Raw genomic sequence first — 11972 nt, forward strand, 5'->3', positions numbered from 1 at the left:
TTACCAGCCTTTTACTCCACTCATATCCGGCAGCCTGTGAGCGATGCCCTTATGGCAGTCGATGCAGGTGGCCTCACCACTGGCCAATGACGTCGAGTGCATGGTCGCGGCCCGCTTTCCTTGGCGAGTGAAGTCCATGAATTCAAAGTTATGGCAGTTGCGGCATTCGCGAGAGTCGTTGGCCTTGAGCCTGGCCCACTCATGTTCGGCCAGTTCGCGGCGCAAGGTGAGGAACTTGTCGCGGGTATCGATGGTGCCGAAGATCTTGCCCCAGACTTCCTTCGACGCTTGCATCTTGCGCGCGATCTTGTGTGTCCATTCGTGAGGGACGTGGCAGTCCGGGCAACTGGCGCGCACACCGGAGCGGTTGGTGTAGTGAATCGTATCCTTCAACTCGACGAATACGTTGTCACGCATTTCATGGCAGGAAATGCAGAACTTCTCGGTATTGCTCAGCTCGAGCACAGTGTTGAAGCCACCCCAGAAAATGATCCCGGCAATAAAGCCCCCCAACGTCAGGAAACCGAGGCTGTAGTAGAGGCTCGGACGACGCAGGATGCCCCAGTAATCCTTGAGCAGGGCGAACAGTGCTTTCATGTTGCCTCCTCAGGGTTTCTGTTCGGCGTTGGCGTCGTCTTGCAGTATTTTGTCGATCGTCTCGAAGCTGTTTCCCACCAACGGCAGCACGTCTGCTTGCGGCACATGGCATTGGTTACAGAAGTACCGACGCGGTGATACCGCTGCCAGTGCCTGGCCGTCGCGGTCCATGTAGTGGGTGATGCTGATCATCGTCGCCTGGGTCCGCGCGCTATTGGCCCTGCTGTGACAGGACAGGCACTTGTTGCCGTTCTTGTCGATCTGATAGCCGCGGATAGTGTGGGGGATGGTCGGCGGCTGATCCGGGTAGTTGCGTTCGCGCTTGAGGTCCTTGTTTTCTTCGTCGGCGATGGGCGGGGCCGGCATGCTCTGGGTCAAGGTACCGCCGGGTCGGCGCCCGTCCGGCCCTGGCGCATCGAGCGGGTAACCGACTTCGGCAGCGATCACCACGCCCATCGCAGCGAGCAGGAGCAACGGCAGGATTCGAAAAGGCATGACAGTTCTCCTCAGGCCACGCTGACCAACTCGATTCGTATCGCGCATTTTTTGTAATCGGTCTGCTTGGAGATCGGATCGGTGGCATCCAGCGTGACTTTGTTGATCAGCTTGTTGGCATCGAAAAATGGTACGAACACCAAGCCTTGAGGCGGTTTATTACGCCCGCGGGTTTCGATGCGCGCGCGGATTTCCCCGCGCCGACTGATCAGCTTCACCTCGCTGCCGCGCCGCGCCTTCAAAGCCTTGGCATCTTCGGGGTGCATGTAGACCAGCGCGTCCGGCACCGCTTTGTACAGTTCCTCGACGCGCTGGGTCATGGTGCCGGTGTGCCAATGTTCGAGTACGCGTCCGGTGCTCAGCCAGAACGGGAAATCGGCGTCCGGTGCTTCGGCCGACGGCTCGTAGGGGAGGGCGAAGATGATCGCCTTCTTGTCCGGGTAGCCGTAAAACTGCACTTCGCTGCCTTTCTCTACGTACGGGTCCAGCCCCTCGCGGTAACGCCAGCGGGTTTCCTTGCCGTCGACCACCGGCCAGCGTAGGCCCCGTTCGCTGTGGTAGCGGTCGAACGTGGCAAGATCGTGACCGTGGCCGCGACCGAACTGGGCGTATTCCTCAAACAAACCTTTTTGCAGATAGAAACCAAAGGCTTTGGCTTCATCGTTTTTGTATCCGGCTTCCAGTTGCTCGATCGGGAACTGATCAACCTGGCCGTTCTTGAACAGCACGTCGAACAGGGTTTTGCCCCTGTACTCAGGAGACTTGGCCAGTAATTCCGCGGGCCAGGTTTCATCGGTGGTGAAGCGCTTGGAAAACTCCAGCAACTGCCACAGGTCTGACTTGGCATCCCCTGGCGCGCTCACTAACTGGTGCCAGAATTGCGTACGCCGCTCGGCGTTTCCGAAGGCACCTTCCTTTTCCACCCACATGGCGCTGGGCAGGATCAGGTCGGCGGCTTGAGCGGAAACCGTAGGGTAGACATCCGAAACGATCACGAAATTTTCCGGGTTGCGCCAACCCGGCAGAACCTCCTGCATGATGTTCGGCCCCGCGTGCATATTATTGCTGGCCTGGGTCCAGTAGACGTTGAGTACGCCATCCTTGAGCATGCGGCTCTGTTCAACCGCGTGAAAACCAGGCTTCTCCTGAATGGTGCCGGCGGGCAGATTCCAGATTTTTTCGGCGATGGCGCGGTGTTTGGGGTTGGTCACGACCAAGTCGGCGGGCAAGCGGTGGGAAAACGTCCCGACCTCACGTGCCGTTCCGCAGGCCGATGGCTGGCCGGTCAACGAGAACGGGCTGTTGCCCGGCTCGCTGATTTTGCCGGTGAGCAGATGGATGTTGTAGATCAGGTTGTTGGCCCAGACGCCACGGGTGTGCTGGTTGAAACCCATGGTCCAGAACGACACGATTTTACGTTTGGGGTCGGCATACAACTCGGCCAGGTTCTTGAGTCGCTGAGCCGGAACACCGGTCTCTTTGGCGGTTTTTTCCAAGGTGTAGGGTTTGACGAATGCTGCGTATTGTTCGAACGAGATGTCCGTCCAGGTGTTGGCTTTTGCGGCATTTTTCGCCTTCATTTCCCGCGGGTCATCCGGGCGCAGGCCGTAGCCGATGTCGTCGGCGCCCAGGGCAAACCGGGTGTGCTTACTGATGAAGTCCTGGTTCACCGCGCCGCTTTCAATGATGTGGTTGGCGATGTAGTTAAGGATCATCAGATCGGTTTGCGGCTTGAACACCATGGGAATGTCGGCCAGTTCGAAACTGCGGTGTTCGAAGGTCGACAGCACGGCGACTTTTACGTGAGGCTGGCTCAAGCGCCGATCGGTGACCCGGCTCCAGAGCACCGGGTGCATCTCGGCCATGTTCGAGCCCCAAAGCACGAAGGCGTCGGTGGCTTCGATGTCGTCGTAGCAACCCATCGGCTCATCCATGCCAAAGGTGCGCATAAAACCCATCACCGCCGAGGCCATGCAATGCCGCGCGTTGGGGTCGATGTTATTGCAGCGAAAGCCGCCCTTCATCAGCTTGTTGGCGGCATAACCTTCCCACACGGTCCATTGCCCGGAACCGAACATGCCGACCGACTCGGGGCCTTTGGCCTTCAGGGCTTCCTTGAATTTTGATTCCATGATGTCGAAGGCTTTCTCCCAACTGATCGGCTGGAATTCGCCCTGCTTGTCGTATTGACCGTTCTTCATGCGCAGCAGCGGTTGGGTCAGGCGGTCGACGCCGTACATGATCTTTGACAGAAAATAACCCTTCACGCAGTTCAGGCCACGGTTGACCTCGGCCTTGACGTCGCCATGGGTGGCGACCACCCGGTTATCCCGGGTCGCGACCATCACGCTGCAACCGGTGCCACAGAAACGGCAGGGCGCCTTGTTCCAGTCCAAGGTGACCATGTCTGCTTCGGTAATCAGGTTACTGGAGGAGGTCACAATCGGCAGACCGGCAGCAGCGGCAGCGATGGCGGCCGCCTGGGCCTTGACGAATGCTCGGCGGGACATGCTCATTCGATATCTCCTTCGGGCTCGAGGAGTTCGTGATAAATCAACGCGGCGTTGAGTACGCCCGGCAAGTTGTTGATCTGTTCAATGCGTTGAAGGATTTGGCTTTCGTGTAAGGCTTCAAGTACCACCACCAGTTTTCCCGCAGCACTTTCCTGATGCAGTTCCACACCGTCCAAAAGACGCAAGTTTGCTTTAACCGCGTCGAATAATTCAGGTCGGGCAAGTACCACAAGGCTGGCAATATGCAGGGCGTCGTCCATGTGCAAGCTCCAACAGGCTTTTAAGAAAAGGCTATTAGTCAGTTGGGTGGTCCCGGTGGGCCGTACAACATTTGGAAAAACCAGACGATGAAGCCGTAGCCGCCGACGATAGCGACCGATAGCAACGGAAAGAGGCAGACGACAAGAAAGAGAAACAGCCGGGTTTCCTTGCTGCGTTCAGGTTTGCGTTCTTCAGCCCATGACATTGGGGAATCTCCAGCCGAACCTTCGTTCATACTAGGTCACGATGTTTAGGCAGGCCGCCTATCAGGTATTTCTCTCGACCAACGGTAAAAACGATCGCTCCTGCGCGCTCGATAATAGTCCTGTCATGCTGAGTGATCGTCCCCCCTGGCTTGCCTCCCATGTTCTTCTGAACTGGATGATGCCGCCCGGTGAGTATGGGTTTTGTGGCTTTCTTGATCGATGTCAACCGTATGGATCGGACGGCTCTGTAGTCTCCAGAGACCGACATCCCGTGCGCTTGTGCCATAACGGGTTGCCTTGACTCAAGGCGAAACCACCATGATCTATCCGCTGATTCTGACCTTGCACCTGTTTGCCGCGCTGATCTTCATCGGCACGGTGTTCTTCGAAGTCCTGTTCCTGGAAAGCATCCGCAAACAGTTACCCGCCAGGGTGATGCTGCTGGTGGAGCAGGGCATCGGTCGCCGGGCTCGCTCGCTGATGCCGTGGGTGCTGCTGGTGTTGTTCGGTGCGGGGCTGGGCATGGTCTGGTTACGCTACTTGCCAGCCCTGGCCTCACCACTGACCTCATCGTTCGGCACACTGCTGGCGTTGAAAATCGCGGTGGCCGTGAGCGTGCTGCTGCATTTCCTCGGCGCCATGTTTTTGTTTAAAAGCGGGCGGATGAGCCCACGATACCTGCACTTCATCCATGGCAGCCTGTTCTGCCACATGGTCGTTATCGTGCTGCTGGCCAAGGGAATGTTTTACCTGACGTGGTAATCGGGGCTGACCGGTGGTCCGTTGTGCAGACACTTTGCTTGCGCTTGACGCAAATCAAGGAGCATTGATGGTTAAACCCGGAGACTGAAAGTCCGCAGCCAGTCTCGGAGACCGTCATGCTCGATTTATTTCACAGCCCAGGCGAGATCGCTCGGTGCGATCAAGGAGTGCTTGACCCTAACTGTCATGCCGACACGCAAAAATTTCATGACGGTATTGGCTCTCTGGACCTGCTTCGTGCACTGCGCGTCAGCCGCCAGAAGTGCCGTCCGCTGTCCCTGAACGTGCAACTGCCTTCCAGTCTCAAGCCGTCTTCATGTTCCCCGCGTGATATCGCTGGTGAGCACAACGGTATTGAGCAATATCTTCAGCATCTGGAACGTGAAATCGACCTCGTCGGTTGTCACCTCGGCGCGGAGCAACGGGTCGAGCAGTTTCATCTAGGGGGTGGAACACCCACGCCTGCCCATCTGCAACGGTTGATGAGTCATCTGCGTGGCCGGTTCAATTTTCTCGAACACGAAGGCGGCGACTATAGCGTCGAGGTAGACCTTTACCACACCGACTGGTCGACCATGGGATTGCTGCGTGACCAGGGATTCAATCATGTGAGCATCGGCGTGCCGGATATCGACGCCGACTGTGACAGATCGGTGGCCTGCTACCAGAACCCAGCGCCGATCCAGTCGCTCATGGATGCCGCGCGCACCTTTGGTTTTCGATCCATCAACGTCGATCTGGGCTTCGGCCATGCCTGGCAGACGCCTGACAGTTTTGCGCTGAAGCTGGCGAGCATTATCGAGCTGGAGCCGGACCGGCTGATGGTGTTCGATTATGCCCGGCCACCACGGCGCTATCGTCCGGTGCTCGGTGACAAAGTCAGAGAGCTGTGCAGCAAGGACGATAAAGGCGCGATGCGCCAGATCTGTTTCGAACAATTGCTTTGCGCGGGTTATCACTACATCGGTCTGGGGCAGTTTGTCCGGCCTGATGATGATCTGGCTGTCGCTCAGGAGCGAGGCCGGTTACGCCGTACCTGTGAGGGCTTCTCCCGTCATGGCTATTGCGATCATGTTGGATTTGGCTTGGGCGCCATCAGCCAGATCGACGATTTGTACACGCAAAACACCGACGAGATTGAACGCTATCAGCAGCAACTGGACATGCGGCAATTGCCGACGTGTCGAGGCTGGCGCTTCGAGGCGGGGGATCAGATCAAGCAAATGGTCATGGAGCGTCTGGCCTGTGATCAGGAGCTGGATATCCGCGCCATCGAGCGGCGCTATGGTCTGGTTTTTTCAAAGTACTTCTCCACCGTCTGGCCATTGCTGGAGCAATTGAGTCGGGACGGGTTGATCGAATTATCAGACCGTTTCATCAGCATCCTTCCCGCCGGTCGGCCGGAAGTGGATGCCATCTGCAACCTGTTTGAAAAGGATTTGGGCGGTGCGAAGCATTAACCCCATTGCGAGTTGATCGATCATGAACACGACATTTGATTTCAATCGCGCCCTAGTCGAAAAATACGACCGCCCGGGGCCGCGCTATACCTCTTACCCCACGGCCCCCCAGTTTCATCAGGCGTTTGCCGTTGACGACTATCAGCGTGCTGCCCGTGACAGCAATCAGGTGGCCGCGCCGAAACCGTTGTCTGTGTACATCCACATTCCGTTCTGCAAAAGCCTTTGTTACTACTGCGCCTGCAACAAAATCATTACCCAGAAAGCCCATCGCGCCGTTGAGTACCTGAAGTACCTCAAGCGTGAAATCGCGATGCAGGCGGCCTTGTTCGAGGGCGCGCGCAAACTCACTCAGTTGCACCTGGGGGGCGGTACGCCGACCTATTTGACCAGCGAGCAGCTGGCAGACCTGATGGACTGCCTGCACCAGGCGTTCAACATGGATGACAGCGATGACCATGAGTTTTCCATCGAGGTCGACCCGCGCACCATCAGCACCGAGCAGATTCAATCGTTGCGCCAGTTGGGCTTCAACCGCCTGAGCTTCGGCGTGCAGGATTTCGACCCCGACGTGCAGGCGGCGGTCAATCGCCTCCAAAGTGAGGAGCAGATTTATGCGCTGGTCGCGGCGGCGCGTGAAGCGCAATTCAAGTCGATCAGCGTCGACCTTATCTACGGTCTGCCTCTGCAAACCGTACAGAGTTTCGACGTCACCCTCACCAAGATCATCGCGCTGCGCCCGGACCGGATTGCCGCCTACAGCTACGCGCATTTGCCGGAGATGGTCCGCGCGCAACGGCTGATTCGCCCCGCCGACATGCCGCCACCCGAGCGCAAGCTGGAATTGCTCGAGCTGACCATCCGCCGTCTGACCGAGGCCGGTTACGTCTATATAGGCATGGATCATTTCGCCTTGCCGGAGGACGAGCTGGCGCTGGCTCGGGCCAATGGCACCCTGCAGCGTAACTTTCAGGGCTATTCCACCCATGCCGACTGCGATTTGATCGGCCTAGGGGTGTCGTCGATCGGCAAGGTCGGCGACAGCTACAGCCAAAGCGTCAAAGAGCTTTCGCAGTACTACGCGCGTATCGATCAAGGGTTGTTGCCGGTGCATCGCGGTTACCGCTTGAACGCCGACGACCTGCTGCGCCGCGAGGTGATCAGCGACCTGATGTGCCATGGACGTATCGCGTTCGACAAGTATGAGGCGCGGCATGGCATTCGCTTCACCGAGTATTTTGCCGAGGCGCTGGCGCAGCTGGGCGAGCATGTGCGCGATGGGTTGCTGCAGATTCACCGCGACGAATTGGTGCTGTTGCCACGAGGGCATTTGATGATGCGCAGTGCCGCGATGGCGTTTGACGCCTATCTGGGTGGTGAGCAAAAAGGTCAGTTTTCACGCACGGTTTGAGGCAGCGTGTGCTCAATGGACTCAAGTTGATCTCAATCAAGGGCAGGGGGCGCAACGCTCCCTAACATGACCGAAAGCCCTTTCGTATCAGCGAGCCCATGACAATCCATCAGCCTTCGATACACGGCAACCTGCGCGCCTGGGGCGTCGGGCTGGTGGTCATGCTGACACTGATGCTCGCCACCTTCGAGGCGGTGCAAGCCAAGCAGTACGGCGACATCGAGCAGCAGCGCATCGAGAAAACCTTCCCTCAGACCGATTCCGTTTCCGCCCCCGAAGGCCGGTTCAAGGTGCGCACACTGTCCGCCGCCGGCAAGGTCATCGGTTATGTGTTCCAGAGCCTGGACGTGGTGGATATTCCGGCCTACTCGGGCAAACCGATCAACACCCAAGTGATTCTCGACACGACCGGCACGATTCAGGATGCCTATGTGCTGGAGCACCACGAGCCGATTCTGTTGATTGGCATTCCTGAGGCAAAACTTCACGGCTTCAGCGCCAAGTACAAAGGCATCAAGGTCAGTCAGCGGGTCGTCGTCGGCCATTCCAGCGACCCGAACGCCGTCACAGTCGATGCCATCGCCGGTGCAACGGTCACCGCCATGGTAGTGAACGAGGTCATCATGCGCGCCGCCCATGAAGTGGCCGTATCGCTCAAGCTGGTCGAGGACTCGGCCGGTGTGGCGCGCAAGCCCGCCATCGTGCGCCAGGACTATTTCGAGCCTGCCACCTGGGAACAACTGACCGGCAACGGAGCCATCCGCCGCTTGAACCTGACCCGTGGCCAGGTCGATGCCGCCTTCAAGGGTACCGAAGCTGAAGGTCTCGACAATGCGCCCGCCGATCAGGTGGATGAGACCTTTATCGAGCTGTACACCGCCGACCTGAATCCGCCGACCATCGGCCGCGCGCTGCTGGGCGACAATCAATATCGCTTCCTCATGCAAGACCTCAAGCCCGGCGAGCAGGCCATCGCGGTGCTGGGTCGTGGGCTGTTTTCCTATAAGGGCTCGGGGTATGTGCGCGGCGGGATTTTCGATCGGGTGCAATTGCGTCAGTTCGGCAACGTCATCAGCTTTCGCGACATGGACCATCAGCGGCTTTCCGACGTGTTTGCCAAGGGCATGCCGGAATTCACTGAGATGTCGATTTTCATTGTGCGCGAACCGGCGAAGTTCGATCCGGGATCGCCCTGGTCTCTTGAGCTATTGGTACGTCGCCAGACCGGCCCGGTCAGCGGCACGTTCAGCAGCTTCGAACTGGCCTATCAATTGCCCGAGCCCTACCTTGAACGGCCACTGCCCAGCGCCGAAGAACTGGCCGCCCTCGAGGAAGCCAGTCGGCCAATGTGGTTGAACATCTGGTACCAGAAACACTTCCAGATCGCCGTACTCGGCACCGCGTTGCTGCTGCTGACGGCGATCCTGTTTTTGCAGGATAAGTTCACCCGCCGGCCGCATTTTCTGCACTGGCTGCGTCGCGGTTACCTGGTCTTTACCGTGGTGTTTCTTGGCTGGTATGCGCTGGGGCAGTTGTCGGTGGTCAATGTCCTGACCTTTGTGCATGCGCTATTCGAGCACTTTCGCTGGGAGCTGTTTCTCACTGATCCGCTGATCTTCATGCTCTGGGTCTTCACTGCAGCGAGCATCCTGCTGTGGGGCCGCGGTGTGTTCTGCGGCTGGCTGTGCCCGTTCGGCGCCTTGCAAGAGTTGATCAACGAGGCCGCACGCAAGCTGAAAATCCCTCAATACGAATTGCCGTTCGCGGTGCATGAGCGCTTGTGGGCGATTAAATACATCATTTTGCTGCTGCTGTTCGGCATCTCTCTGGAGTCGATGTCCACCGCCGAGCTGTTCGCCGAGGTGGAGCCGTTCAAGACCGCCATCACCCTCAGGTTCGACCGCCAGTGGTGGTTCGTGCTCTACGCCGTGGCGCTGCTGGTCATCAACCTCTTCACGCGCAAAGTCTATTGCCGCTACATCTGCCCGTTGGGTGCAGCGCTGGCGATTCCGAGCAACTTTCGCCTGTTCGACTGGCTCAAACGCCGCAAGGACTGCGGTACGCCTTGCCAACTGTGCGCCAAGGAATGCGAGATCCAGGCGATTCATCCCGACGGCCGGATCAATGCCAACGAGTGCCACTACTGCCTCGATTGCCAGATGACTTACCAGAACGACAACAAATGCCCGCCGCTGATCAACAAGCGCAAGAAGCGCGGCAAAGCGGCCCCCGCCGTTGTGCAACTGATACCTGTCGTGGAAGTGACCGCTCTGGAATGAACCCCGCGAGCGCCTGTCCGCAGTGACCGTTTTTATCCCTTCAAGGAAAACACCTGATGAACGACACAGAATCCAAAAAAACCACTGAAGTGCCGGAAACGACCGGCTTCAGTCGTCGCGGCTTCCTGGGCACCAGTGCGTTAACCGGCGCGGTACTGGCCGGTGCCACGGCCATCGGTGGCGCGGTCTTCACCCGTGAGACCTGGGCGGCGGCGGCCAAGGACGCGCAACTGAAAACCCACGTCGGGCCGGGCGAACTGGATCAGTACTACGGTTTCTGGAGCGGCGGCCATCAGGGTGAAGTGCGGATCATGGGCATTCCGTCGATGCGTGAGTTGTTGCGCATCCCGGTGTTCAACGTCGATTCAGCCACCGGCTGGGGCCTGACCAACGAAAGCAAACGGATCATGGGCGACAGCGCCCATTTCCAGAATGGCGACTGCCACCACCCGCATTTGTCCATGGTCGACGGCAAGTACGACGGCAAGTACCTGTTCATCAACGACAAGGCCAACAGCCGCGTCGCGCGTATCCGTCTGGACATCATGAAGTGCGACAAGATGCTCACCGTGCCCAATGTGCAGGCGGTTCATGGCCTGCGCCTGCAAAAGGTGCCGCACACGAAGTACGTGTTCGCCAATGCCGAATTCGTCATACCGCACCCCAATGACGGCAGCACCTTCGACCTGCAGGACAAGAACAGCTACACCATGTTCAACGCCATCGATGCCGAGAAAATGGAGATGGCGTTCCAGGTCATTGTCGACGGCAACCTGGATAACACCGACGCCGACTACACCGGCAAGTACGCGGCGTCGACCTGCTACAACTCGGAGAAGGCCTACGACCTGGGCGGCATGATGCGCAATGAGCGCGACTGGGTGGTGGTGTTCAACATCGAGCGCATCGAAGCGGCGATCAAGGCTGGCAAGTTCATCACCTTGGACGGCTCCAAAGTCCCGGTGGTTGACGGCCGCAAAAACGAGGGCAAGGACAGCGCGTTCACGCGTTACATCCCGGTGCCGAAGAACCCCCACGGGATCAACATGACGCCCGATGGCAAGTACTTCATTGCCGCCGGCAAACTCTCGCCCACTTGCACGATCATCGCCACTGCGAAGCTGGATGATCTGTTCGACGACAAACTCAAGGACCCGCGTGACGCGGTGGTCGGCGAGCCGGAACTGGGTCTGGGCCCGCTGCACACCACCTACGACGGCCGCGGTAATGCCTACACCACGCTGTTTATTGACAGCCAGGTGGTGAAGTGGAACGTCGAGGAGGCGATTCGCGCTTACACCGGCGAGAAGGTCAACTACATCAAGCAGAAACTCGACGTGCAGTACCAGCCGGGCCACAACCATGCGTCGCTGACCGAAACCCGTGAGGCCGACGGCCAATGGCTGATGGTGCTCAGCAAGTTTTCCAAAGACCGCTTCCTGCCGACCGGCCCGCTGCATCCGGAAAACGATCAGTTGATCGACATCTCTGGCGAAGAAATGAAACTGGTGCACGACGGTCCGGCGTTCGCCGAACCCCACGATTGCGTCATGGCCCGTCGTGACCAGATCAAGACCAAAAAAATCTGGGACCGTAACGACCCGTTTTTTGCCGAAACCGTGGTCATCGCCGCCAAAGACGGGATCAAACTGGAAACCGATAACAAGGTCATCCGCGACGGTAACAAAGTCCGCGTCTACATGACCTCGATGGCCCCGGCCTACGGCCTGCCGGAATTCACCGTCAAGCAGGGCAACGAAGTCACGGTGACCATCACCAACATCGACCAGATTGAAGACGTGACCCACGGCTTTGTCATGACCAACCATGGCGCGAGCATGGAAATCAGCCCGCAGCAGACGTCCTCGATCACCTTCACCGCCGACAAGGCTGGCCTGCACTGGTACTACTGCAGCTGGTTCTGCCATGCGCTGCACATGGAAATGGTCGGCCGCATGAAGGTCGAGAAGGCCTGACATTGCCCATCG

The 11972-nt window shown here is 58.4% G+C and carries 10 protein-coding genes; 5 read left to right on the top strand and 5 right to left on the bottom strand.

Going from position 1 to position 11972, the window contains the following annotated elements:
• The 5 genes from ACWGZX_RS29225 to napE are packed head-to-tail and all read right to left on the bottom strand — an operon-like array spanning nt 1 to nt 4071.
• Nucleotides 1–597, bottom strand: a complete 597-nt coding sequence (locus tag ACWGZX_RS29225; protein WP_046027228.1) for a cytochrome c3 family protein — start codon at nt 595–597, stop codon at nt 1–3.
• Nucleotides 598–606: 9 nt separating this feature from the next.
• Nucleotides 607–1092, bottom strand: coding sequence for a nitrate reductase cytochrome c-type subunit (locus tag ACWGZX_RS29230; RefSeq protein ID WP_046027229.1), 486 nt, complete (start codon nt 1090–1092; stop codon nt 607–609).
• Between the two features lie 11 nt (nt 1093–1103).
• Nucleotides 1104–3608: a nitrate reductase catalytic subunit NapA gene (napA, locus tag ACWGZX_RS29235; protein ID WP_046027230.1), complete on the bottom strand. Its 2505-nt coding sequence runs from the start codon at nt 3606–3608 to the stop codon at nt 1104–1106.
• The gene (locus ACWGZX_RS29240; RefSeq protein ID WP_046027231.1) at nt 3605–3865 is read right to left on the bottom strand and encodes a chaperone NapD; all 261 of its coding nucleotides are present in this window, start codon (nt 3863–3865) and stop codon (nt 3605–3607) included. The genes napA and ACWGZX_RS29240 overlap by 4 nt, the downstream gene beginning before the upstream one ends.
• Before the next feature lie 38 nt (nt 3866–3903).
• Complete coding sequence (napE, locus tag ACWGZX_RS29245; protein WP_046027232.1) at nt 3904–4071, bottom strand: periplasmic nitrate reductase, NapE protein; 168 nt, start codon at nt 4069–4071, stop codon at nt 3904–3906.
• A gap of 319 nt (nt 4072–4390) precedes the next feature.
• Between napE and ACWGZX_RS29250 the strand changes: the two genes are divergently transcribed.
• From ACWGZX_RS29250 to nosZ, 5 genes are all read left to right on the top strand, one after another.
• Nucleotides 4391–4834 carry a CopD family copper resistance protein gene (locus ACWGZX_RS29250; protein ID WP_046027234.1) on the top strand — a complete coding sequence of 148 codons (444 nt, stop codon included), beginning with the start codon at nt 4391–4393 and terminating at the stop codon, nt 4832–4834.
• 116 nt (nt 4835–4950) lie between these two features.
• Nucleotides 4951–6294, top strand: a complete 1344-nt coding sequence (locus ACWGZX_RS29255; protein ID WP_046027235.1) for an oxygen-independent coproporphyrinogen III oxidase — start codon at nt 4951–4953, stop codon at nt 6292–6294.
• A 22-nt stretch (nt 6295–6316) separates the two neighbouring features.
• On the top strand, nt 6317–7705 hold the full coding sequence (hemN, locus tag ACWGZX_RS29260; RefSeq protein WP_046027236.1) for an oxygen-independent coproporphyrinogen III oxidase: 1389 nt from the start codon (nt 6317–6319) through the stop codon (nt 7703–7705).
• Nucleotides 7706–7803: 98 nt separating this feature from the next.
• Nucleotides 7804–9984, top strand: coding sequence for a transcriptional regulator NosR (gene nosR, locus ACWGZX_RS29265; protein ID WP_046027237.1), 2181 nt, complete (start codon nt 7804–7806; stop codon nt 9982–9984).
• A gap of 53 nt (nt 9985–10037) precedes the next feature.
• On the top strand, nt 10038–11960 hold the full coding sequence (gene nosZ / locus ACWGZX_RS29270) for a TAT-dependent nitrous-oxide reductase (RefSeq protein ID WP_409201523.1): 1923 nt from the start codon (nt 10038–10040) through the stop codon (nt 11958–11960).
• Nucleotides 11961–11972: the final 12 nt, after the last annotated feature.

It is taken from the genome of Pseudomonas sp. CLCA07, assembly GCF_053615335.1.

Excerpts from the sequence above, each read along its gene's own strand:
- ACWGZX_RS29255 (WP_046027235.1), top strand. The coding sequence starts at position 4,951 with ATGCTCGATTTATTTCACAGCCCAGGCGAGATCGCTCGGTGCGATCAA.
- ACWGZX_RS29250 (WP_046027234.1), top strand. The coding sequence starts at position 4,391 with ATGATCTATCCGCTGATTCTGACCTTGCACCTGTTTGCCGCGCTGATC.
- ACWGZX_RS29225 (WP_046027228.1), bottom strand. The coding sequence starts at position 597 with ATGAAAGCACTGTTCGCCCTGCTCAAGGATTACTGGGGCATCCTGCGT.
- napA (WP_046027230.1), bottom strand. The coding sequence starts at position 3,608 with ATGAGCATGTCCCGCCGAGCATTCGTCAAGGCCCAGGCGGCCGCCATC.
- ACWGZX_RS29230 (WP_046027229.1), bottom strand. The coding sequence starts at position 1,092 with ATGCCTTTTCGAATCCTGCCGTTGCTCCTGCTCGCTGCGATGGGCGTG.
- napE (WP_046027232.1), bottom strand. The coding sequence starts at position 4,071 with ATGTCATGGGCTGAAGAACGCAAACCTGAACGCAGCAAGGAAACCCGG.
- ACWGZX_RS29240 (WP_046027231.1), bottom strand. The coding sequence starts at position 3,865 with ATGGACGACGCCCTGCATATTGCCAGCCTTGTGGTACTTGCCCGACCT.
- hemN (WP_046027236.1), top strand. The coding sequence starts at position 6,317 with ATGAACACGACATTTGATTTCAATCGCGCCCTAGTCGAAAAATACGAC.
- nosR (WP_046027237.1), top strand. The coding sequence starts at position 7,804 with ATGACAATCCATCAGCCTTCGATACACGGCAACCTGCGCGCCTGGGGC.